The 21,451-nt window shown below is 67.4% G+C and carries 20 protein-coding genes, 1 tRNA gene and 2 pseudogenes; 16 read left to right on the forward strand and 7 right to left on the reverse strand.

Annotated elements, in window-relative coordinates; all coding sequences use genetic code 11:
- The 9 genes and pseudogenes from I6N91_RS05175 to I6N91_RS05215 form a co-directional block, all read left to right on the forward strand.
- A pseudogene (locus I6N91_RS05175) lies at nucleotides 1–537 on the forward strand (glycosyltransferase family 2 protein); the annotation flags it as partial.
- Between the two features lie 106 nt (nucleotides 538–643).
- Nucleotides 644–1,735 carry a hypothetical protein gene (locus I6N91_RS05180; protein ID WP_198811315.1) on the forward strand — a complete coding sequence of 364 codons (1,092 nt, stop codon included), beginning with the start codon at nucleotides 644–646 and terminating at the stop codon, nucleotides 1,733–1,735.
- Between the two features lie 10 nt (nucleotides 1,736–1,745).
- The gene (locus I6N91_RS05185) at nucleotides 1,746–2,564 is read left to right on the forward strand and encodes a glycosyltransferase (RefSeq protein ID WP_198811317.1); all 819 of its coding nucleotides are present in this window, start codon (nucleotides 1,746–1,748) and stop codon (nucleotides 2,562–2,564) included.
- Complete coding sequence (locus I6N91_RS05190) at nucleotides 2,554–3,840, forward strand: lipopolysaccharide biosynthesis protein (RefSeq protein ID WP_198811319.1); 1,287 nt, start codon at nucleotides 2,554–2,556, stop codon at nucleotides 3,838–3,840. Before I6N91_RS05185 ends, I6N91_RS05190 begins: the two co-directional genes overlap by 11 nt.
- Nucleotides 3,837–5,618, forward strand: coding sequence for a glycosyltransferase (locus I6N91_RS05195; RefSeq protein WP_233091516.1), 1,782 nt, complete (start codon nucleotides 3,837–3,839; stop codon nucleotides 5,616–5,618). The genes I6N91_RS05190 and I6N91_RS05195 overlap by 4 nt, the downstream gene beginning before the upstream one ends.
- Complete coding sequence (locus tag I6N91_RS05200; RefSeq protein ID WP_198811321.1) at nucleotides 5,615–5,950, forward strand: hypothetical protein; 336 nt, start codon at nucleotides 5,615–5,617, stop codon at nucleotides 5,948–5,950. Before I6N91_RS05195 ends, I6N91_RS05200 begins: the two co-directional genes overlap by 4 nt.
- Entirely contained in the window at nucleotides 5,950–6,204 is a 255-nt protein-coding gene (locus tag I6N91_RS05205) for a hypothetical protein (RefSeq protein WP_198811322.1), read from the forward strand. Before I6N91_RS05200 ends, I6N91_RS05205 begins: the two co-directional genes overlap by 1 nt.
- Complete coding sequence (locus tag I6N91_RS05210) at nucleotides 6,201–7,253, forward strand: hypothetical protein (RefSeq protein ID WP_198811324.1); 1,053 nt, start codon at nucleotides 6,201–6,203, stop codon at nucleotides 7,251–7,253. The genes I6N91_RS05205 and I6N91_RS05210 overlap by 4 nt, the downstream gene beginning before the upstream one ends.
- 155 nt (nucleotides 7,254–7,408) lie before the next feature.
- Nucleotides 7,409–8,356 carry a hypothetical protein gene (locus tag I6N91_RS05215; protein WP_307843243.1) on the forward strand — a complete coding sequence of 316 codons (948 nt, stop codon included), beginning with the start codon at nucleotides 7,409–7,411 and terminating at the stop codon, nucleotides 8,354–8,356.
- A 133-nt stretch (nucleotides 8,357–8,489) separates the two neighbouring features.
- Here I6N91_RS05215 and I6N91_RS05220 read toward each other — a convergent pair whose 3' ends face one another.
- On the reverse strand, nucleotides 8,490–8,978 hold the full coding sequence (locus tag I6N91_RS05220) for a YajQ family cyclic di-GMP-binding protein (protein ID WP_120164599.1): 489 nt from the start codon (nucleotides 8,976–8,978) through the stop codon (nucleotides 8,490–8,492).
- Between the two features lie 236 nt (nucleotides 8,979–9,214).
- Here I6N91_RS05220 and I6N91_RS05225 point away from each other — a divergent pair.
- Nucleotides 9,215–9,296: transfer RNA gene (locus I6N91_RS05225), tRNA-Tyr, on the forward strand.
- A gap of 244 nt (nucleotides 9,297–9,540) precedes the next feature.
- Nucleotides 9,541–11,688: an acyltransferase family protein gene (locus I6N91_RS05230; protein ID WP_307843244.1), complete on the forward strand. Its 2,148-nt coding sequence runs from the start codon at nucleotides 9,541–9,543 to the stop codon at nucleotides 11,686–11,688.
- A gap of 63 nt (nucleotides 11,689–11,751) precedes the next feature.
- Here I6N91_RS05230 and I6N91_RS05235 read toward each other — a convergent pair whose 3' ends face one another.
- Nucleotides 11,752–13,263, reverse strand: a complete 1,512-nt coding sequence (locus tag I6N91_RS05235; RefSeq protein ID WP_198811328.1) for an oligosaccharide flippase family protein — start codon at nucleotides 13,261–13,263, stop codon at nucleotides 11,752–11,754.
- A gap of 157 nt (nucleotides 13,264–13,420) precedes the next feature.
- Nucleotides 13,421–14,536, reverse strand: a complete 1,116-nt coding sequence (locus I6N91_RS05240) for a GNAT family N-acetyltransferase (protein ID WP_198811330.1) — start codon at nucleotides 14,534–14,536, stop codon at nucleotides 13,421–13,423.
- 218 nt (nucleotides 14,537–14,754) lie between these two features.
- Between I6N91_RS05240 and I6N91_RS05245 the strand changes: the two genes are divergently transcribed.
- The 3 genes and pseudogenes from I6N91_RS05245 (at nucleotide 14,755) to I6N91_RS05255 (ending at nucleotide 17,492) form a co-directional block, all read left to right on the forward strand.
- A complete protein-coding gene (locus I6N91_RS05245) occupies nucleotides 14,755–15,429 on the forward strand; it encodes an HNH endonuclease family protein (RefSeq protein ID WP_198811332.1) in 675 nt (224 codons plus the stop codon).
- A gap of 315 nt (nucleotides 15,430–15,744) precedes the next feature.
- Nucleotides 15,745–16,131: pseudogene (locus I6N91_RS17555) on the forward strand (M15 family metallopeptidase); the annotation flags it as partial.
- Nucleotides 16,132–17,108: 977 nt separating this feature from the next.
- Nucleotides 17,109–17,492, forward strand: a complete 384-nt coding sequence (locus I6N91_RS05255) for a YtxH domain-containing protein (RefSeq protein WP_198811336.1) — start codon at nucleotides 17,109–17,111, stop codon at nucleotides 17,490–17,492.
- 71 nt (nucleotides 17,493–17,563) lie between these two features.
- On the opposite strand, the gene I6N91_RS05260 is transcribed toward I6N91_RS05255, so the two are convergent.
- Nucleotides 17,564–17,785: a hypothetical protein gene (locus tag I6N91_RS05260; protein WP_198811338.1), complete on the reverse strand. Its 222-nt coding sequence runs from the start codon at nucleotides 17,783–17,785 to the stop codon at nucleotides 17,564–17,566.
- A gap of 122 nt (nucleotides 17,786–17,907) precedes the next feature.
- Here I6N91_RS05260 and I6N91_RS05265 point away from each other — a divergent pair, with 122 nt between their 5' ends.
- Nucleotides 17,908–18,204 (forward strand): hypothetical protein, encoded by a 297-nt coding sequence (locus I6N91_RS05265; RefSeq protein ID WP_198811340.1) that lies wholly within the window; start codon nucleotides 17,908–17,910, stop codon nucleotides 18,202–18,204.
- 17 nt (nucleotides 18,205–18,221) lie between these two features.
- Here the strand turns inward: I6N91_RS05265 and I6N91_RS05270 are convergent, their stop codons facing one another.
- Together I6N91_RS05270 and I6N91_RS05275 are read right to left on the reverse strand one after the other, a co-directional pair.
- Nucleotides 18,222–18,707, reverse strand: a complete 486-nt coding sequence (locus I6N91_RS05270) for a DUF6314 family protein (RefSeq protein WP_198811342.1) — start codon at nucleotides 18,705–18,707, stop codon at nucleotides 18,222–18,224.
- Nucleotides 18,708–18,727: 20 nt separating this feature from the next.
- On the reverse strand, nucleotides 18,728–19,501 hold the full coding sequence (locus I6N91_RS05275) for a hypothetical protein (protein ID WP_198811343.1): 774 nt from the start codon (nucleotides 19,499–19,501) through the stop codon (nucleotides 18,728–18,730).
- A 207-nt stretch (nucleotides 19,502–19,708) separates the two neighbouring features.
- Here I6N91_RS05275 and I6N91_RS05280 point away from each other — a divergent pair, with 207 nt between their 5' ends.
- On the forward strand, nucleotides 19,709–20,101 hold the full coding sequence (locus I6N91_RS05280; protein ID WP_198811345.1) for a co-chaperone YbbN: 393 nt from the start codon (nucleotides 19,709–19,711) through the stop codon (nucleotides 20,099–20,101).
- A gap of 141 nt (nucleotides 20,102–20,242) precedes the next feature.
- Here I6N91_RS05280 and I6N91_RS05285 read toward each other — a convergent pair whose 3' ends face one another.
- The gene (locus tag I6N91_RS05285) at nucleotides 20,243–21,217 is read right to left on the reverse strand and encodes a 3-methyladenine DNA glycosylase (protein ID WP_198811348.1); all 975 of its coding nucleotides are present in this window, start codon (nucleotides 21,215–21,217) and stop codon (nucleotides 20,243–20,245) included.
- Between the last annotated feature and the right edge of the window lie 234 nt (nucleotides 21,218–21,451).

Here is a 21,451-nt window from a genome sequence, read left to right on the forward strand (position 1 = left end):
AGCATGGACCCGCAGGAGATCGGCTGGTTCGTCTCCCCGCTCCAGCACGACTTCGACTTCGTCAAGGGCTCCCGGCACGTGACCGGAGGCGGCTCCGAGGACCTGACCTGGCTGCGGAAGGCCGGAAACCATGCACTGACCGGGCTGGCCAATATGGTCCTGCACAGCAACTACTCCGACCTTTGCTACGGCTACATCGCCTTCCGGCGGGAGTGCCTCGAGGTTTTGCAGCTGGAATCCGACGGCTTCGAGATCGAGACGGAACTGATCGTCAGGGCGGCGAAGGCCGGCCTCCGGATTGCGGAGGTTCCCAGCCTGGAGCTGGACCGTATCTCCGGGGCGTCGAATCTTCAGACCTTTCGGGACGGGTGGCGGGTGCTCCGGACCATGGCCCACGAATGCCTCGTGTGGGAGGCCCCTACCGCCGGGGCCCGGCCGGAGGTGCTGCGGCGGGTGAAATACGCCTATTCCAATGTGAGCTTCCCCCGAACCCCCACGGATCCGCAGAGCGTTCTTCACTTGATGAGCGCGAGTTGACCCGTATAGAAGTCACCGCCGGGTAGCACCGCGGAAACCGTGGCACGTCCGACGCCGTGCACCCCAGAATTACCACTCAACCGACACCTTCCAGACAGGGGACGATATGCGCACCGGGCGTACAAAGGCACTGCACTTCGACATCCACGGCCGGGTGAGGATCCGCGTCGACGCAAAGGCGCCGTCAGCGACCCAGCTCCAGAGCATGTTGGCGTGTTTCGCTACCGACTCCGAAGGGCCGGCCGACATCATCGTCGATAGCCAGCCGGAGCCGATGCCGGAGGCGGGCCTGCTTGAGCACGAGCTCGCCTACACGGAGACCAGCGTGCGTTTCCAACACGATCGGGTCCAGATCGTCCGGGAGCCCGAGCAGTGGCGCATTCACGGGGCGGGCGAGTTGCTGACCTCCGTGGTCCCTGTTCTCGACGCCGCCATGGTCGGTCAGGGTGCCGCCATGTTCCATGCGGCAACGATGGCCTACAACGGTCACGCGATCGCACTTCCCGCCGCCGGAGGCACCGGTAAGACCAGCACCGCGGCCAAGCTGATGAGGCGCGAGGGATGGTCGTTCATGGGCGACGACTGGGCCTTCCTCGCCGAGGACGGCACGCAGCTTGGCTATGCGAAGCCGATGTTCATCAAGCCGCACCACCGGGCCATCTACCCGCACCTGTTCGAAGGTGTCCGGAAGCCCCTGGTCCCCTCAGGGCTCTCCCAGAGCGTCGGCCGCCTCACCACGGTGGTGCACCCGTACGTCATCCGTTATCCGCGCCTCGCGGACTTCTCCCGCCGATGGTCGCCGGAGCACCGCATGGTCGATGCGTCAAGTGCGTTCCCCGGACGGGAGGTGACAACCTCGGCCCCGCTCGCGGTCGCCGTCTACATCGAGCGCTTCGAGGGCAGCCGGTCCCGGATCGTCGAGCGGACGAAGGACTGGATGGTCGACCGCATGATCGGCAACTTCCACATCGAGATGGCCGGCTTCTCGCAGCGGGTCGTGACCAGCCTGGCGGCTACGTCCGTCATCTCGTGGCGCGAGCACTTCGCCGCAAAGGGGGTCGTACTGAGCAAAGCGCTCGACGGCCGGCCCTGCTACCTGCTGCAGGTGCCCTCCGCTTACACGGCGGACCAGGCATCGGATGACATCGTTCGTTTCCTTGAGGAGCTGCTGCCGTCGGTCCTCGACGAGCAGTCCTGAGGGGTGAACAGTGGATTCCAGCCCCAGCGAGGTCACCGCCGTCGTTCCGGCCCGTAACGCGGAGAGCATGCTCCCGCGCTGCCTCGAGGCCCTGAGCAAGTCCGGTGTCGCCGAGATCATCGTGGTGGATGGATGCTCCACCGACCGCACCGTCGAGATAGCCCTTGCGGCGGGTGCCCGGGTCCTCAGTGACGAGGGCCGGGGCCTGCCATGGGCCCGAACGCTCGGTGTGAAGAGCAGCAGCACCCGGTGGGTCCTGCTCGTCGACTCAGACGTCGTCTTCGAGCCGACGGGGGTCGCTGACCTGCTCACGGAGCTGGTCGAGGAGGGCTACGACGCACTCCAGGCCGGTCTGGAGAGCGTCGCTGGACCGGGCTACTGGGGGCAGGCGCTGGCCCATCACCACCGCACCGGCCGCAGCCGCAACTGGTTCGGACTGGTGGCGACGGTCATCGACCGGGAGCTGATGCTGGGCGTGGGTTTCGATGACTCGTTCAAGTCGGGGGAGGACATCGAGCTGCGCTGGCGGATGCGGCAGTCAGGCATGCGGACGGGCGTGTCACAAAAGGTCCTCGTCGAACATCGTTTCGCCGCCGACGACTTCGACTTCGCGCTCGATCAGTTCCTCATGGACGGCAAGGGACTCGGGCGGATGATCCGCAAGCACGGCTGGCGCGGTGCGAGGTTGGCTCTGCTGCCCGCCGCCGCCGCTGTCCGGGGCAGCGCCCTGAGCCTCGCCGGGGGGCAGCCCCGGTGGCTGCGCTACTACCTCGCCTTCTGCTGGTACAACTACGCGGGCATGGCAAAGGGTCTCGGTCGTGTGGGCTGAGCGGGCCTCCGCGGTCCCGGACCCCTCGACCGTCGTCCGGCGTTCCGCCCTGCACAGCTCGATCGGCCTTGTCGTGGCCAAGGCCGCCGCGACGGGTACGGGTTTCGCCTTCTGGATCGTGGCCGCCCGCGCGACAACCGACCATGAGGTCGGGCTCACCACCGCGGCGGTCTCGGCGGTGATTCTCTGCACGCAGCTCGCGGTGCTGGGCACCGGGTCGGCCGTGATCGTCTCCGTGGGTCGGGGGGAGTCCCCCGAGCGGGTGCTGAATTCCGCGTTCGGCATCGTGACGGTGACCGGCACCGTGCTGGCCCTCGGCTTCCTCTTTCTCCAGTTGATGACCGCGGACGCGGAGACAGCGTCGACATCGATCCTCTTCTGGCTCACGTTCCTCGTTGCCGTTGTCGCAGGGACAATGTGCACCGTGCTTGACCAAACGCTCGTGGCGTTGGGCCGCGGTGCCAGCGCGACGATCCGGTACACGGTGGCCGGCGTGCTCTCCTTCGGGGCTGCAGCGTTCCTTGCCTGGTGGAGGAACGGCGCCGGCGCCGACATCCTGATGGTCTGCTGGACCTTCGGGTCGGTCGTGGCCTTCCTCATCGGCATGGTCCAGCTGCGACGGCTGATCGGTTACCGGCCACGACCCTCCCTGCACCTGGCGCACAGTCGTTCGCTGCTGGTGCTTGGCATCCCGAACCAGCTCATCACGCTCACCGAGCGCGCCCCCGGGCTGATCCTGCCGCTCCTTCTCGCGCTCCTGGTATCGCCGGCGACGGCTGCCTACTGGTATCCCGCATGGATGATGGCCTGGGCCGCCTACACCGCTCCGATGCTGATGGCCATCGTCCAGTTCTCCGAAGGTGTCCGCGACCCCGGCCGACTCGTTCCGAAATTCTTAGCGAGTTTCCGTTGGTCACTCGCGTTGGGATGCGTGGCTGCCGCCGTCCTCGTCGTCTTCGCGCGTCCGCTGCTCCACCTGCTCGGGGAGAATTATGCCGACTCGTCCACTGTCGCCCTGCGGTTGTTGGCGATCGGAGTGGTGCCGTACGCGGTGCTTCAGGCCTATAACGCCGTGTGCCGAATCCGCGGCCGCTATCTCGAGCCGATCATCGTTGGCGTGATGGTCGGGACCGCCGTCTCCGCCGCAGCGCTGACGGCCGCCGAATTGGGCGCCAGCGCCATGGCCCTTTCGTTTCTCCTGGCGCTCTCCGGCGGCGCCCTGGTGGTCGGCCTCCGGCTGATCGCCATCCTTCGGCGCGTCAGGCGGGAGGCATGATGATCGATGAACTTGAAGTGACTCGACCCACCGGGGGGCGCTGGCAACGCCGTGATGTGCTGTGCATCGTGGCGGGAGTCGTGGCGCTGGCTCTTGTCGTGGGCGCCGCCTCCACGGTGTCCGTGCCTGTGAACAGCGATCTGGGGCTCGTCGCGGTGCTGCCCTACCCGTTCTGGATCGGGGTCCTGATCCTGAACATCGCCTTCTTCGTGGCGCTGCGCGGGGACGCGGATGGACCGGCGCGCCGCCTGGTCATGATGTCGCTCCTCGTGGTCTTCGTGCTCGTGCTCTTCGGAACCCCGATCTTCGTGACGGACATACCGCGGGGTGAGGTCGCGTTCCGTCACCTGGGGGTCTCCGACGCGCTCTCCCAGGTGGGGGTCGACCCCGACATCGACGCCTACTTCAACTGGCCGGGCTTCTTCGCCCTCCTGGCGACCATGCTCGCGGCGACCGGTCTCGACCCGGTGACTGTGGCCCTGTGGGCACCGGTGGTCAACGTGGGTCTTTGGCTCACCGCCGTGGGCGCAGCGACGCGGTTCCTCACGAGCGATCCGCGACGGCGCTGGCTGGTGCTTTGGCTCTTTTGCCTCGGCAACTGGCAGGACCAGGATTACCTGTCGCCCCAGGCCTTCGGCTTTTTCCTGTACCTCGTCCTGATCGCACTGCTCGTCGGCCCGCTGGCCGCCCGGCCCGCCCCCTTCCGCGGTTTCCGACGTGCCGACCTGGCAGAGTGGTGGCGGGGACGGGCGCCCGCCGACGACCGCCCAGGACACCGGGTGGGCGCCCTCGTGGTGGCCCTGCTGCTCATCGTCGTCATCTGCGCGAGCCATCAGTTGACTCCGTTCATGATGCTTGTTGCCATCACCGCCCTCACTCTGAGCGGCCGGGTCTGGCCCAGCCGGCTGCCCCTGATCGCCGGCATCGTGCTGGTGCTCTGGCTTGTCTACCCTGCGAGTCCATACCTCGTCGGGCACCCGCCCCTCGAGGATGCGGGGCTGGGGGCCGCGATCACCTCAAACGTGGTTGACCGGGTGAGCGGGACCCCGGGACACGTGGTCGTAGTGCAGCTCCGGGTCCTTCTCACCATCGTGCTGTGGTCGCTCGCCGCGGCGGGGGCGGTGCGTGACTGGCGCAGAGGCCGCCTCGATCTCCGGGTGATCCTTCTCGCCTTCTCCCCGGTGCTGATTTTCCCCGTGCAGATGTACGGCGGCGAGATGCTCATCCGTGTCTCGCTGTTCGCACTGCCGTTCATCGCCCTGCAGGCATGCTCGATCCTGCTTCCCACGGAGGGCAGCGCACGTCCCTCCTCCCGCGCGACGGGGGCTCTCGTGCTCACCTGTTTCCTGCTGGCTGCACTGACAGTGACCGGCCGGTTCGGCAACGCGCAGTATGACGTCTTCGCCGACAGTGAGGTCGCCGCGATGGACGCCGTGGAGGAAATGGCACCGCCCGACTCGGCGATCATCTCGGCGGCGCATCCGACGCCGTGGCGCGAAGACGCCTACCTCGACCACCAGTACCGGACGATCGAGGACCTGTGCCGGCAGGACCTGACGCCGGCGACGTGCGCCCCAACCGTTTATGAGTACGCCCGGCGCAATGCCCAGGGTGCCTACCTGGTGCTGATGAAATCGGCAGAGGCGAGTCTGGTCATCCAAGGCGACACCACCACCCCCGACTTCGCCGAAATGGAGAGGTGGCTGAGGACCCAGGAGGGTGTGCAGCTCTCGTTCAGAAACGCCCACGTGCGCGTGTACGAGGTGGTGCCAGAATGAGCGGCGTCAGCCGGCTGACCGCGGCCCTCGGTCTCGCGGCCGTTGTGCTGTCGGTGGCGACCGTCATCGGGCTGCCGGCGCCGCTGCAGGCGGTCGCCGCGATAACTGTCCTCGTCCTGCTGCCGGGGCAGGCACTTACGCGGCTCACGCAGGTGACAGATGTCGCGCTCGGCGCGGTGCTCGTCCTGGCTATCGGCCTGGGCGCGCTGACGTTCGTGTCAACGGCAATGTTCTACCTGGCTTTGTGGTCGTGGCAGGCTTGCGTGGTCACGATGGGCGTGATTACCGTCCTCGCATGCATAGTGCGCGCACGGCAGGAGGTGGCTTGGTAATGAACGAGTTGGAGGACCTGGTCGCGTCGAACGGTCTTGTGTTCGAACTGGCCGGCCTGTTCGTGGCCACCGTGCTGCTCGTCACCCTCGTCACGGTCGAGGTCCGTCGTGCCGGACCGGTCACTGGACCAGACACCGGGCAGCGCGCGGGCCCCGCGATCTTCAGCCCAAGGGAAGGCCGCGTGCTCATCGCCGTCATGTGGGTGTTGTGCGTGCTCCTCTTCCTTCCACGCGTGCTGGAGCTGCTCGCGTGAGCAGTGGGGCGCGGTGGTGGCTCCTCAGCGACCTCCATCTGGGCGTGTCGGATGACGACCCCCGGAGCCCCGGTAGGATGCTGGCCGAGTTCCTGCGCCGAGAGGTGCCTGAAGCCTCCGACCGTCAGCAGCACGTCGCCTTCGTGGGTGACACGTTCGAGCTGGCCGGGCTGGCGGAGCACGAGAGCCAGTCCCGGCTCAAGTCCATCCTTGCCCGGCACCCGGCCACGTTCCAGGAGCTTGAGGCGAGCGCGGCGCGCGGTGTGCAGCTGCACTTCATCTGCGGCAACCACGACGCCGACCTGGCCCGGCCCTCGGTTGCCGCCCGCCTGTCGGCGCTGCTGTCGCCCCTTGAGCCCACGCGGGTCAGGGTACACCCGTGGATCCTGCACGTGCCCCACGTGCTCGTGGCCGAGCACGGGCACCAGCATCACGCGCTGCACCGGACGCCGGAGGTGCTCCGCGCGGCGGTCAGCGACACTGACGAGCTGCACATACCACCGCTTGCCGCCTGGCATGCCGATCCCTCACGGTCGCGCCTGCGACGGGCCGGAGCCGTCGCCCGCGCCTGCCTGGGATCCGAGCGGGCGGAACGTCGCGTTCGGCAGCCCGCGTACGACGAGCTGTTGCAAACCGAGTCGCTGCGGCTCGCGCTCGACGGGGACACCGTTCGGGAGCTGGCCCGCCTGTCCCGCTTCCGGACGGTGTCGGCGCTTCCGGCCACCGCGATCCGCATGGCGCGCCGCGCCACCGGGCGTGCGGTGAGCGGTGAGGAGGCTCCTGCCGCAGCGGGCTCCATCACACGTACCCTTGAGGCGCATGGTTTCGGGGTGGCCTGGTACGTCTCGGGCCACACCCACCGCGCACTCGAGTCGACGGTCACGGCATCCACCACCCGGTACGTCAACACCGGCACGTGGTGTTCGGACGTCCGCGGCCACGGACCTGACCAGTCGGACCGTCGGGCGTTCCCGTACGCCGTGATCACTGTGAATCCGGATGGCGCCACCAGCGGCGGGCTGCGGTACTGGCGCCCGGACGGAGGCTGAGCCGTGCCGATACCAGCACCCATGGTAGGAACCCGATGGACTCGCTACGCTTGGGGAGAAAGCCCGACCTGCTGTTTGGATGTCCGCCTCCGGGAAGATTTCTAAGGGGTTATCGGATGCAATCGGCGCTCCCTCGACAAACACCTCGCCGGTGGGTGGCCGCAATCGTCGCGGCCCTCTTGGCGGTCTCCACTGCGGGGTGCACCAGCGAGTCCGAACCGCCCGAGGAAGTTGAGATCGCGGCTGTCGGCGACATGAACGGCGTCGGGACCTACGCAACCGACAGCCCGTCGGGCCGGAACGGCGCGGCGATCACCGAGCTAGCGGAGAACGACGAGATTGACGCGTTCCTCGGGCTCGGGGATTTTCAGTACGACACCGCGTACTGCGAGGACTACGTGAAGTATTGGCAGACGCTGTGGGGTGGTACGAAGTCCAAGCTGTACTGGGTGTCCGCCCCCAACCACGACTGGGAACCCGGCCGCAATGAGGACCTCGACAACTTCATGAACGACCAGTGCCCGGGGAGTATGGGAAAGTCCGCGATCAACCGGGAGAGGGGGTGGATCTTCAACGGGGAACCGTACTCGAAGGACTTCGGGAACTGGCATGTCGCGTTCCTGTCGTCCGCGCCCTGGCGGTACGACATCCCGGAAGCTGAAAAGCTGACGGAGTGGCTTGACGAGGACCTCGCTGCTGCCAAAGAGGAGGGTAAGCACCTGGCAGTGGTCTACCACGAACCGTACTTCACGTCGAACACTGAGGCACACGAGCGGGCGTATGAGCACAAGCCGTGGATCGACGTGATGTGGAAGCACCGGGTCCGCCTGACCCTCTCAGGGTCACAGCACAACTACGAACGGTCGTGCCCGGTGAACAACGCCGACCAATGTGTGCCGGACGGGATGACCGCATTCCAGGTGTCCACCGGGGGTATCGGACTGCGTCCCTTCACGAGCAACCCGTGGTACATCTCGAAGCGGTTCAGCGACACCCACGGGTTCCTCCGGCTGACCCTCCGGGACAGCGGATCCTTCGACTGGAAGTTCGTCCCAACCTCCGGGTTCGGCACCGACGTGGGGTGGCGCTCCGCACCGCAGTAAAAGTCTCTGCCATGAAAAGTTTCTGCCGCGGCCGATCGCCTGCACCGGCGCCGCTGCCTGGAACCTCAGCGTTCCCGTGAGGTCGCAGTGCGGCGTGCTTGTCCTCGAACCTGCAACGCCGCACCGCTTTCCGTCAGCGCATGTTGACGAACTGCAGGTCCGCTTCGTCGAAGTTCTTCAGCAGGGCCATGGTGGCCTGCAGGTCATCACGTGACTTGGAGCTGACCCGCAGCTCGTCGCCCTGGATCTGGGATTTGACGCCCTTGGGTGCCTCGTCGCGGATCAGCTTGTTGATTTTTTTGGCGATGTCCTGGGCAATGCCCTCCTTGATGGAGGTCTCAAGCCGGAATTCCTTCCCGGAGGGGTAGGGCTCTCCGGTGTCCAGGGACTTGAGGGAGATGCCGCGCTTGATCATCTTTGACTGCAGGACGTCGAGGACAGCGAGCACGCGCTCCTCCGAGTTCGCCTTCATGAGGATCTTTTCGCCGCTGAAGTCGACCTCCGCGCCTACACCCTTGAAGTCGTACCGCTGGGCGATCTCCTTCTGGGCCTGGTTCAGGGCGTTGGCCACCTCCTGCTTGTCCACTTTGCTTACGACGTCGAACGTGGATTCGCTAGCCACTGTGCCTCCTTAGATGTTGGATTCTTTCCTGCTTCCAGCCTACTGGCTTGTGGGCGGCGGCGCCCGGCCGGCGTCGTGCCGCCCCGGCCGGCTCATCGAGGACGCAGAACCGGCGCCCTCGGCCCGGTTTGGGCGGTTTCGTCTGCGTTGTGGATGCCGATTCGATTCTGGGGCCGATGTTCTGTAAAGTTGTCTTGCCCGCGCTTGCTGCGGGTTGTCTTCATCTGGAGACGTTCGGCAGATTACCCGAGCGGCCAAAGGGGGCTGACTGTAAATCAGCTGGCACAGCCTACGGGGGTTCGAATCCCTCATCTGCCACAGCAAGGAAAGGCCCGCTCCACCCGGCAAGCACGGGATGGAGCGGGCCTTTCGCATGTCCGGTCCAGATAGCCGCGGCAGCGGCGCGGAGGCTTCCTCTGCGCCGGTCCGGTCGGTGGACGCGCCGTTCCGTGCCGGTCGTTTCGCGCCGGGGGATAAGCACATGGGAAGATAGGCCGCAACGGGAGCACGTCGTCATGCAGGACGCGGAGCATCACCCTGCAAGACGACGAAAGGATTCCCCGTGAGGGACGACCTTCTGGACCCCCCTGCCGTACCGGCGAGCACACCCGCAACATTCTCCCCAACCGGTACACCACGGCGGCGCCGCGGCCGCCGCCGCGCCACCGGTGGACGCCACTTCGCCGCCCCGCCGACGAGCCGTCGGACACCGGGCGTCCGGCAGGGATTCCGCCCCGAGGTGCAGGGTCTGCGCGCCCTGGCAGTCCTCATGGTGGTCACCTACCACATCTGGTTTGACCGGGTGTCGGGCGGCGTCGACATCTTCCTGCTGATCTCGGCGTTCCTGATGACCCTCACCTTCGTGCGGAAGGCTGAGGCAGGCACCCCGTTCGGCCTGATTCGGCACTGGCTTCACCTGTTCAAGCGCCTGCTGCCCGCCGTCGCTGTCGTTCTGCTGGGAACCCTCGGCGCCGCGTTGGTGCTGCTTCCGCGGGCCCAGTGGACCCTCGTGCTTGAACATTCCTGGGCGTCGTTGTTCTACTTCCAGAACTGGCTGCTGGCCGCCGAGTCCGTTGACTACTACGCGGATACCAGCGTCGCCAGCCCGCTCCAGCATTTCTGGTCCCTTTCCATCCAGGGCCAGGTCTTCGTGCTGTGGCCGCTGCTCTTCCTCGGCGCGTCTCTGGCAGCGAAGGCTCTTCGCCTGCGGTTCAGGACCGTGACCGCGGTGCTGTTCGGCGTCGTCTTTGCGGTGTCGCTCGCCTTCTCCATCTATGAAACCAACACCAACCAGGCCTATGCGTACTTCGATACGCGGGCCCGGCTGTGGGAGTTCGCCCTCGGCACCCTGCTGGCGCTGGCGCTGCCCTACCTGAGGCTCCCCAGGATTCTCGCTGTCGCCGCGGGCTGGCTGGGACTGGCCGGGATGCTCAGCGCCGGGTACGTGCTTGACGTCGAAGGGGAGTTCCCGGGCTTCGTCGCGCTGTGGCCGCTGCTGTCGGCGGCGCTGGTCATTTCGGCCGGCCAGACCGGCAGCCGGCTGGGCGCCGACCGGCTGCTCTCCTGGGGGCCGCTGGTGAAGATGGGCGATCTTTCCTACGCGCTCTACCTGTGGCACTGGCCCATCCTGGTCATTTACCTGGTGTTTCGAGGGCGCGACGCCGTCGGGCCGGTCGGCGGCACCGGAATCATTGTGCTTTCCCTGATGCTCGCCTATGTCACGACGCGCTTCGTGGAACGGCCCCTGCGGAACCTTCCCAAGGTGGAGGCGAGCCGGGTGCGGACCCTGGTGGTGATCGCGGCCTGCCTAGGCCTCGTCGCGGTGCCGGTGGGCGCCGTACAGCAGGTCATGCGCGTGCAGGCGGCGAACCTGATCGCCGAGGCCGACACCCAAAACCCCGGCGCGTACTCCCTGATGGCCGGGTTCGTCGACCGTTCAACGGGGGACTCTCCGCCCATTCCGGATCTGGGCAGCCTGAAGGGGGAGTGGGGAGCGCTCGCCGGCGAGTGCGAAGGGGAGCATGCTCCCGACGGCGACGCGAACGTGATCCGGGTGTGCGCCTTCAAGCCCGCCGTCGGCACACCGAGCAAGGAAATCCTGGTGATCGGGGACTCCCACGTCGAGCAGTGGGTGGAGCCCCTCGAGCTCCTGGCGGAACGCCACAACTACCAGCTGACCACCCTGCTTCTCGGCGGGTGCAATTACGGCACGGCCAGCGAGACCCGGTCCGCCGGGTGCAACAGCTTCAACGAGGCCGCCACGGCCTACGCTCTGAAGGTGAAGCCGGACGCCGTGCTCACCATGGCGACGCGGTCGGACAAGAAGACCAGCGCCGAGCGCGCCGTCGCGGGCCTGCCCGAGGCGGCTGCCGTCCTGGGGGAGGCCGGCATCCGTGTCGTCGCACTCCGCGACAACCCCCGGTTCACCTTCAACATGATCCGCTGCGTCGAGGAGCACGGCGCGGAATCCGACAAGTGCACCTTCCCGCTCAGCGAGAAACTCGCGGCAACCCCGCCCGTGCCGCCCGCGGAGGCCTCCAACGGAGCGCTTCGGTTCGTCGATATGACCGACCTGATCTGCCCCGACGGCACCTGCAGTCCGGTCGTCGGCAACGTCTACGTCTATCTTGACGACAACCATCTGACCACTACCTATACGAAGACGACGCTGCCGGAGTTCGAGAAGCGGTTCCACGACGCCCTGCGCTGACGCGCAGGCCAGGTTTTTTGCCGGCTCACCTACCGCAACATCCGCGCGGTCCTTGGTAAGACCTCAAGGTCGTTTACGCGGGACCAGGGCACCAAGAGCCTGCCGTGCGCGCAGCACATCCGCGTCGGTGATGACCCGCAACAGCCGCGCGACGATGAGGTACACGAGGAAGCCGACTCCGATAGCCAGCGCTCCGGCGAAGGGCGGCACCAGCCGGGCTGTGAGGAGTGCAGGCAGCATCGCGCCCAATGCCAGCGCCTGCCGGAGCGGCCCGGACAACGTGAATCCCTTTCGGGGCTGCAACCTCAGGTAGGCGTGAGCCAACAGGCCGGTGGCCACCCAGGTGCCGATTCCGAACGCTACTGCAGCTCCGGTCGCTCCGGCCGTCGGCACGAGGAGGACCAGGAACGCCACCTCGGTCACCGCGGCCAGAGTAACCCGGACGGCAACGACCCGGGGGGCGCCGAGCGCCACAAGCGCTTGGAGGAGCATTTCGGCAAGCAGGAGACCAACGGTGCCAACCGCGAGGATGCGGACGAGCGATGAAGCATCGCCATAACGGGCCGGGAAGGCGATCGCCAGTATCGGCTCTGGAGCAACAAGCAGCGCGAGCTGGATAGGTATGAGGCTCAGAGGGATCCATCGCGCCGCGGCGAGGAACCAGGCATGAGAATCATGGCCGGGGCCGTGCTGCGCGATGTAGGGAAAAACTACACTGGACAACGCTATCCCGACGAAAAAGATGGCGCGGGCGAAGATGCTGGCGACCTGGTACTCCGCCACGGCAGCGTTGCCTCCTGGCCCCAGAGCCGACAGCATCAGTAGGTCCACTGTCATCACCACGCCCAGGGCGATTGTGCCGAGGCCGATCGGGATGGAGGGGCGGAACGTCGCGAACGGGGCCAACGGGCCCCGCCCCGGGAGCCGTCTCGCCAGTATGACGAATCCACCCGCCGCCGCAGTCAGGGAACCGAGAAGGTACGCCAGCGCGACCCCCGGCATTCCCAGGCCCAAGACTCCGCCCAACGTCACCCCCACCCCAAATCGAATTGCCGTGTCAGCCGACTGCACGAACCCCATACCGCCGAACAGGCGGCTGCCCTGAAACGCGCCAAGGAACACCATGTTGATGGCGATCAGCGGGATCGTGCAGGCGACCAGCCCGAGCACGACCGGCCCTGCGTTCGGCAGTGGTGCTCCCGCGACTCCCTGTGCCACGAGCAGGCCGACCAACAGGGCCACGCCGATGAGCGCGTTGCCCACAAGCGCGGACCGGAACGTGGCGACGCTCCCACCCGGGCGTTCGAGCCCGGCCTGAGCTATCCGACGGGCGAGTACCGGGGGAAGGGCCGCGCTGAGGATGAACGAGCTCAACGTGATAACTGTCTGCAGGACGCTTACACGTCCGAACTCTTCTGCAGTAAGGAACCATGCAAGCAGGACGCCGAGGCCGTAGTTGCACACTGCGGTGAAGATGTAGCGCAGGACGAGGATGGCACCACCGGCGGCGGCAGTTGCCGGCTGGCGCAGGCCCTCAATTGCCGAGGTAAGCCGATAGCGCCGCGACTTGGTCACGGGTCCCCTCTCGAACGTTAGAAGCGGTTGCAGCGGCGGCGCAGATCAGTCCAACACCTGCGGCCACCGAGTCCTCCCGCGGTACGCTTCGCACTCGGGGCGCGCTCGTCCCGCTGGTCGGTAACGGTGCCGGGAAACTTCGTAATTCGGAAAATGCCTACCGGACCAGCCTCGCCGACCTCGCCAGCCGTGTCACGCGGGTTCTCGTGGACGCCGAGAGGTGCTTCCGCGCCTGGGCCCGCAAACGATCGGTTGCGACGGTCTGCATCCAGGCCGCCGACCCGATCAGGCCGCTTGAGAAAACCGAAATTTTCAGTTGCGCATGCACGCCCGTTGCAAACTCCTGCTTATGTGGTTCGTCCTCGCCGAGTGTTTCCACCGTGCGTAGATGAGGCTGCGCGGAGGCGTATGCCAGGACTTCTTCAGACATTAAGAAGCCCGGCCCGTATTGCCGTAGCCGTTCATCGTACGAGGCCTTCAGCGAGTACACGACACCCGACTGTTCGAGTGTCAGTTTGAAAGCGATCGGCTTCCCGTCCAGCCTCAGGAAATGCAGCCTGAGCAGTCCCTGGTCTGCCGCCCATGCTGCGAGCTCCTGGTAGAACTGTGCCGTAGAGGGCCGGGACAGAATGGCTGTTCCTTCGCTTCCCTTCCACCCTGCCGCTTCCAGGGCGAGTGCTTGATGAAGCAGATCGTGCAGATCTTCCTTCCCGTCGTGAACTGTCGACGAGAGTTCGCCGAGCTCCGCCAATTTACGGCGACTGTGTGCCATTCCCTTGCGGCGGGATCGCCCCAGCACCTCGGTCCGGACCGTCTCCCAGCTCTGGGTGACGTCGGTGTACACGGAACGCCGGATGACATCCCTCGTTACCCGGCAGCCCTGCTCTCCGGCGGCTGCAACGAAGGCCTCCTCCGGTGCGCCCACCGGCATAAACCGCAGATCCACCCGTGAGGCGCTCTCAAGCAGCAGCGGTACGAGGGCCCGGATTGCGGCGTCGTCGGTGGACAGCAGTTCGAATCCGGGAGTTTCAGCGTTCACCGGGGCACGAAACCCCAGTCGCGTGTCCATCAGGGGGAGGAGGGCAACCAGTTCGCCCGCCCGTCGCGCGGTCAGTACCTGCAGGGGCTGCCCCGGCCAGAAGGCCCCCATCCAGGCGCGGAACCAGCCAGGGCGCAGATAAGGCGCCGTGCCACGCGACAGGGCGAAGCTGTCCCATTCCCGCTCTAAGGAATCCTCAAGCGGCTGCAAAGTGCAGAGGTGCTCAGCTGACATTGATCAACCCGTCTGACTCAATAGCTCCGCGTCGCAGGGCAGGATCCTCACTATTCCGCATGGGCGATCCCATTGTCGAGAGAAAAGGAGGATCGACGTGGACTGCGAAAGCAAAGTTTTCCCGCAGTTTTCACCCACCGGCGCCCTACAGTCCGGCATGGGATGGGATGCTTGTTCGAGTGCCTGTTGGAGGCACGTCTGTCTTTCAGGAATTGAGCATGAACATCAAGTCCGGGTTCCTGGCGCTGCTCGCCGCGGGCCTTCTCGTCACCGCGGCCGCGCCGGCCTCCGCCGCGCCTGCCGCCGCGTCCGCCGCATCGGCCGACGTCACCACGCTTCAGGAGGCAGCCCGGGCTCTTCCCGCGGCAGCAGAAGACAATCTCGGCTTCGACCGCGACCGCTATTTCGGCCACTGGGTCGACGCCGACGGCGATTGCCAGGACACCCGCGCCGAGGTGCTGGTCCAGGAGAGCAAGGGTTCGCCCAACTACACCTCGGCCCGGCGCTGCACGGTGGCGAACAGCCGGTGGGTGACCGGTTTCGATAACCGGACCCATAAGTCGGCCACCACCGTCCAGATCGACCACACGGTTCCGGCCCATGAAGCCTGGGGGTCGGGCGCACGCTCATGGACGCAGGACCGCCGGATCGCCTTCTACAACGACCTGGGCTATCCGGGCTCGCTCAACGCCCAGCCGGGAACCCTGACCAAGGCCAAGCAAACGTCAGGCCCCGAGGGATGGGTTCCTCCGTCGAACCGCTGCACCTACATCGCGCAGTGGATCACCGTGAAGACGCGCTGGGGCCTGACAGTCGACAGCACCGAGAAGGCCGCACTCGTCCGGTACGCCGACGCGTGCCCGCCGTCCAGGCTCAGCATCATCAAGATCTGACCGCAGGCACTGCGCTGGCGGGTGTCCCCGGCCCTCCCCTTCGGGGGTGGCAAAGAGTATTCTGAGCGCCAAGGTCGCTGAAGCGGGAGGGCTGGCATGCGGGCTTCCAGGGAGAGCGGGCTCGATGGAGCTGCCCGCCGTACCGTCGTCGTGCTTATTATTGCGCTGATGTGCCTGGTCGGGGTGAGCCCGGCCCGCGCCGCCCCGGTGTCCGACCCGAACAACTACTGGGTACTCGTCAACAAGACCCGCCCGCTGAACCCGCTGAGGTACGTTCCTCCGGACCGGGTCAACTGGGCCGGCACGGGCCACTGGATGCGGCGGGACGTCGCCTCGGCCGTCACCCAGCTCTTCAGCGGCGCCCGCTCTGCGGGTCACTCGCTCGGCGTCGTCAGCGCCTACCGCTCGTACGACGAGCAGGCGGCCCTGTACGACCACTACGTGCGGACCTACGGCCAGGCCGAGGCCGACCGGATTTCCGCCAAACCCGGCCACAGCGAACACCAGACCGGCCTCGCCGTCGACGTCGGCAACACCGCCGGGCAGTGCGAGCTCGCCGGCTGCTTCGGAGACACCCCCGGCGGCCGCTGGGTGGCGGCCAACGCCCACCGGTACGGCTTCATCGTCCGGTACCCGAAGGGCTACACGCACATCACGGGCTACACCTATGAACCCTGGCATCTGCGCTATGTCGGCGTGCCGTTGGCGACCGACATGAAGAACCGCGGCATCCCGACGATGGAGCAGTACTTCTCGGTGCCGGCGAACCCCTCCGTCCGCAGCGCCGCGGACGTTGCTGCCGCCGATTCCGCCGGGACGCACTGGAACTATCCGGGAAACCTACGGGGAGGATTGGCGCCCCGCACCAGGATCGGCTCGGGCTGGACCGGGCTGAAGTCCGGGTTCGTCGCCGACTGGAACTCCGACGGCGTCAATGACCTGGTGGGTCAGTGGAAGACGGGAAGGCTGACGGTCTACCTCGGCCGCGCTTCCGGTGGATTCCTCAGCCCCATGACGGTTGGAAACGCGGGATGGCAATCGATGACCATCACCGTGGGCAAATGGCACAACGGGCATCGGTATCCAGGGGTGGTCGGTTACGACTCGGCCGGTACGTTGTTCTACTACCCGAATCCCACAGGTGCCGCCCTCGGGGCGCGGCAGGCGGTCGGGAGCGGCTGGCAGGGCCTGAAGCTGACGATGGCCGACTTCGACCATGACCGGCGGGAGGACATGCTGGTCACGCGGGCCTCCGGAGCGCTGATCCTGTACCGCTCCAACGGCGCCGGCCGGTTCGTCTCCGAGCCGCGCCGCCAGGTCGACTCGGGTTGGAACGCCATCGTGCAGTCGCACGCCTCCGCCGGCTTCGACGGCGCCGGAACCCGCGGGCTGATCGCCAAGGCGGCCGACGGACGGTTGGTCTACTACGGACTCGGAACCAATAAGTTCTTGGGCAGCAGGCAGGTCGGGTCCGGGTGGGGTCCCCTCAGCGTCTTCCGCTGACGCAGCCGCGGGCCCGGGGATGCCCGGGCACGTAGCGGGCGTGCGGGACTTTTCGGAAGGGCACGGGATTCTACGGGAGAGTAACCCGCAAATCCAGAAGAATGAGCTCAATGCGCCGCCGATGCCGCTGATCTAGATTCAAGGGGACAGCGTCCATCTGCGAACGGAGCACCACGATGAAAAACAAGCTTGTTTTCGCCTCGGGCATGGCCGCCGGGTATGTTTTGGGCACGCGGGCCGGCCGGGAGAGCTACGAGAAGATCCGGACCAAGGCCAATGAGCTGTGGAACAACCCCAAGATCCAGAGCACCGTTTCGAGCGCCACCGACACCGTCAAGGATAAGGCCCCCGCCGTCCAGGGGAAGCTAACCAGCGTTCTGAAGAAGCGGGGCAACGGCTCGAAATCCAAGGCCGCAGGCTACGACGGCACCCCGGTCGCCGTCGTGCCGCCGCCCGTGACCAATGGAGGCCTCGCCGGAACCGGCCTCGACGACCCCACCATGGTCGACCCGATTCCGACCCTTGCCGACGACCCCAATTCGCGTCCGCCGCTGAGCTGATCCGGGGCACCGTGCAACACGGGTCCGGCGGGCACATTGGGTGCCCGCCGGGCCCGTTTTAGTGTGCCGTTTCAGTGTCCTTTGGAGCGCAGAATCTCAAGGTGCTCCCGCCGGGCGGCGGCATTCAGGGGGCCGATCAGCGCGAGGTACAGGCCCAGCGCGATGAAAAACGCCACCCAGAAGTCAACGAAGACCATCAGGACGGCGGCAAGCACGACGGCGGCGGCGAACCCGATGGCAGCCCATTTCGTCAGGCGCTTCGCCATCGGCGGCAGCGAGTCATAGGCCTTCATCGGCGGTTCCTTCCTTCCCCACCATTCTAGTAATCGGGTCCCCGGCCGTCGCGCTTTTCCCGCGGGCACGCTCGGCGGGGCAACCCCTCGCCCGTGTCACCGCACAGGTCTACCCTGTTGGCATGGCGCAAGCTTCGGGGTGGCACGGGATTCCGCCGGCCGCCGACCGGTACGGGCCGCCGCTGCAGTTGGAGCGGCCCGCCGGGGCGGTGACCGAGTCGGTGAAGGCCCCTGCCCTGTGGGCCCGGCTCTCCTACGCCGACGGCACCGTCCGCACCGTCAAGGGCTTCGCCATGGCCTGGACCACCGACGCCGTGCGGGTCCAGTGGATCGAGCATTCCCGGGCCCGCGAAGCCTGGCTTCCGGCCGGTCAGTGCACCCGCAGGGAACTGCCGGCCCCCGGCAGGTTCGCCGCCTGATCACCGGGGCCTGCTTCTCAGCGCGGCGGGCGCTCCCGCGTCAGCTCCGTGGTCAGCAGCTGGTCCTTGGCGGGCCCGGTGACGTCCCACTCGTACTTCAGCCCGTCCTGCGCCAGTGCGGTGTACTCCACCCGGTAGGTGTCCGGGGAGCACCAGTGCTCATCCCGCCAGGAGCCCGCGGTGAGGCTGAGGCGGTGGAAAGGCCTGCCGTCCCCGAACAGGACCTCCCACGGCGCGGCCGGCCCGCCGGGAACAAGAAGGTACTGGCGGCTTGCGGGGCCGGTGAAGGGCGGAACCGGTCGGCCGGCGGAGGGACGAACGCCGGGCCAGTGCACCGTCCCCTCCTCGCGCCAGGACAGGCCCGGACCCCCGTCAGACACCGGCCGGAAGGTGAGGGTTCCCGTGAACGAGCCCACCGTGGAATCGGCGCGGTTGACCAGGCTGCGGCGCACACGCCAGGTGCCGAGCAGGTAGGAGCGAAGATCGGGAACCGGGACATTCATGGCACCCAAGCCTAATCCGGCTAAGGCCCGAGAGAAGGACCGGCAGCCGCCAGGAGGGCCTCGGTCCGCTCCTGAACCTCCAGGCGTCCCCTGACGGTGAGGCGGACCTCGGCCGTGTCCCGGGGGGAGATGAGGCGCTCCTGCGCCATGATCAGGCCCTGCCTCTCAAGCCCCGCCGCCTCGGCGGCAAGTTCATCGAGGGGAAGACCGGCGGCGGCGCCCAGGCTCGACGGGGACGCGCAGTGAACGCGCGTCAGGGCAGCAAGCAGGGTGAAGCGCCGGTCGCCCGGAGGCCCAGGCGGGCCGACGGTGTGTGCTCCTGTGCCCAGCGTCATTGACCGGACGATGAGGAACAGGGCACATGCGGCCAGCGGCAGGACCGCGGTGAAACCGGCAGACAACGCATCGGAGACCCCGGGGGGCGCACCGCGGAAGATCTGCAGGTAGGCCGCGCCAAGCAGCACCGACGCCACGATCGCCGCGGTTTCGATGGTTGGGAAGTGCCGCGGGCGGATGGTGCGGTGCCGGCGCAGCAGGAACGGGAAGGCCACCCCGAGGACGGCGATCGCCACGAGGAGCACGGCGAGCGCGGTCCCCGTAAGCTGTGACGCCCGGACCCCCAGGAAGGAGGCCGCGAAGTAGCAGGCGATCCCCGCTGCAATCACCAGGAGCAGCCAACCCTCGGGCGCGGTCGACGTGCTGTGGAGGCGGGCGGCCGCCGATTCGCCCTCATCGAGCGTCCTGCGCGCCTGCACCGCACTTGGAGCGGCAGCATTTGCCGGGGAGTCGCTCATGATCGCCTAGGGCTGGAGTTGTATACCCGCCACGCTATGCCTGTGGCGGGCGCGGCGCAAACACGGGTGTCCTCCATCGTCTGCGGCGGCAGCGGGGGTGTTCACCCTGCGGCGACCCCCGCGGCGGCCCCGCAGGTGGCGCGCCGGGAGGCTTCATCGACAGCGAACACAGGCGACACCGCCCGGTGGACTCGTTACGGTTGAACCATGGCAACCATCGACATCACCGAGGCAAGCTTCCCCGAGACCATCGAGAACAACGACATCGTGTTCGTCGATTTTTGGGCCGACTGGTGCGCCCCGTGCACCCGGTTCGCCCCCGTCTACGACGCCGCCTCGCAGCAGCACGACGACGTCGTCTTCGCCAAGGTCGACACCGAGGCCGAGCAGTCCCTCGCGGCCGCCGCGGGGATCACCTCGATCCCGACCCTGATGGCGTTCCGTGAGCAGGTCCTCGTGTTCTCCCAGCCCGGCGCGCTGAACTCCTCGCAGTTCTCCGAACTCGTCGACGCCGTCAAGGGCCTTGACATGAAGGCCGTCCACGAGCAGGTCGCCCAGCAGCAGGCCGCCGCCCAGGCCGATCCGGTCGACGGTCAGTAAGGCCGAAGCAGGCTCCATCCAAGACTCCGGTCAAAGCCCCCACCTCCAATCGGAGGTGGGGGCTTTGCCGTTCCCGGGAAGTACGGCTGGCTCCGGAGGACAGCGAATCAGCGCGGTGAATCGGCGTGGTGGCCGGCGGGCTCAGTGGCGGCGGTGGTCCTCGGGTCGAAGGCGCGGCCCGAAGGCCTGCTTGCGGAAGCCGCTGGCATAGAGCATGCGCACCACCCGCTGACGGTTCCCCGCCCACGGGGCAAGCAGCTTGAGCATCCCGGCGTCGTCGGTCCGCCGTCCGGTGAGGGCGGCCCCCACGAAGGAGGCAAGGTGGTAGTCCCCGACCGAAATGGAGTCGGGGTCCCCATGGGTGCGCTGCATGACCTCGGCCGAGGTCCAGACACTGATCCCGGAAACCGAGGAGAGACCCCGGCTCACCAGCGGACCGGCGGGCACCTCGGCGAGGCGCTCGAGGCCCGAGGCGACGAGCGACGCCCTGAGCAGCGTGGCCGAGCGGCGGGGGTCGACGCCGGCACGGTGCCACTCCCAGGAGGGGACCTTCCGCCACTGTTCGGCGGTCGGCGGCAGTCGAAGCTCCGGGGGAGCGGATCCGCCGGCGTCCGGGGCGGGATCCCCGTACCGTTCGAGCAGGTACCGCCACGAGCGCCTTGCCTCGAAGGTGGTGACCCGCTGCTCCAGCACGGCCCGGGCCGTGGCGTCGAGGACACGCCCGGTGGAGGGCAGACGGAGCCCGGGGCTCAGGTAGCGGCCCTTCTTGGCGAGCTCGGGAAGCGTGGCCCGGAAGTCGGGGCTGTCGAACCCGCTCCAGTCGTCCTCGCTGCCGAGCAGGCGCGGAAGCCCGTGGAGGGCCGCTTCGGCGCCGGGGCCCCAGGCGGTGGCCTCGATCCGGGACGATCGAAGCGTCCCAAGCTGCTGGAGGCGCAGGGTGGTGGCGCCGTCGGCGGTGCGGAAGGCGAGCCAGTGCGCGCTGCCGACGGTGCGAAAGGCCGGGTCGTACGCGCCGCACTGCAGCGTGCCGATTGTGCCGGCGAGGTGGTAGGGGCCGCCGGGCTCCCAGACCGTCGTGACGCCGGCGGAACCGACGACAACGGGGGAACTGCTCATCCCACCATGGTGCCACGGCCCCGGGCGCCCCCGGCGTGCCCGCCGCGCGACACTCCGCCGGTGGCAGGCCCGGGCGCCACTTAACGTCTCGCGCACCCGAAAGCGACAGAGGCGCGCGGTTTATCCGGTGCGTTTGTCGCAAAGCGGTCCGTCCGCCGCCAAGGGGATCCACGGACACCGCTTTGGGTCGATGTGTTTCAGGCCGCACCCCTCTCGAAGCGCCACCCGGTAGCT

The sequence above is a fragment of the Arthrobacter sp. MSA 4-2 genome (assembly GCF_016405885.1).
Lineage (GTDB): Bacteria > Actinomycetota > Actinomycetes > Actinomycetales > Micrococcaceae > Arthrobacter_D.

What these genes read in the sequence shown, in the direction of transcription:
- I6N91_RS05180 (WP_198811315.1), top strand. Translation starts at nt 644, where the DNA reads ATGCGCACCGGGCGTACAAAGGCACTGCACTTCGACATCCACGGCCGG.
- I6N91_RS05195 (WP_233091516.1), top strand. Translation starts at nt 3,837, where the DNA reads ATGATGATCGATGAACTTGAAGTGACTCGACCCACCGGGGGGCGCTGG.
- I6N91_RS05200 (WP_198811321.1), top strand. Translation starts at nt 5,615, where the DNA reads ATGAGCGGCGTCAGCCGGCTGACCGCGGCCCTCGGTCTCGCGGCCGTT.
- I6N91_RS05205 (WP_198811322.1), top strand. Translation starts at nt 5,950, where the DNA reads ATGAACGAGTTGGAGGACCTGGTCGCGTCGAACGGTCTTGTGTTCGAA.
- I6N91_RS05240 (WP_198811330.1), bottom strand. Translation starts at nt 14,536, where the DNA reads ATGTCAGCTGAGCACCTCTGCACTTTGCAGCCGCTTGAGGATTCCTTA.
- I6N91_RS05245 (WP_198811332.1), top strand. Translation starts at nt 14,755, where the DNA reads ATGAACATCAAGTCCGGGTTCCTGGCGCTGCTCGCCGCGGGCCTTCTC.
- I6N91_RS05255 (WP_198811336.1), top strand. Translation starts at nt 17,109, where the DNA reads ATGAAAAACAAGCTTGTTTTCGCCTCGGGCATGGCCGCCGGGTATGTT.
- I6N91_RS05260 (WP_198811338.1), bottom strand. Translation starts at nt 17,785, where the DNA reads ATGAAGGCCTATGACTCGCTGCCGCCGATGGCGAAGCGCCTGACGAAA.
- I6N91_RS05265 (WP_198811340.1), top strand. Translation starts at nt 17,908, where the DNA reads ATGGCGCAAGCTTCGGGGTGGCACGGGATTCCGCCGGCCGCCGACCGG.
- I6N91_RS05270 (WP_198811342.1), bottom strand. Translation starts at nt 18,707, where the DNA reads ATGAATGTCCCGGTTCCCGATCTTCGCTCCTACCTGCTCGGCACCTGG.
- I6N91_RS05275 (WP_198811343.1), bottom strand. Translation starts at nt 19,501, where the DNA reads ATGAGCGACTCCCCGGCAAATGCTGCCGCTCCAAGTGCGGTGCAGGCG.
- I6N91_RS05280 (WP_198811345.1), top strand. Translation starts at nt 19,709, where the DNA reads ATGGCAACCATCGACATCACCGAGGCAAGCTTCCCCGAGACCATCGAG.
- I6N91_RS05285 (WP_198811348.1), bottom strand. Translation starts at nt 21,217, where the DNA reads ATGAGCAGTTCCCCCGTTGTCGTCGGTTCCGCCGGCGTCACGACGGTC.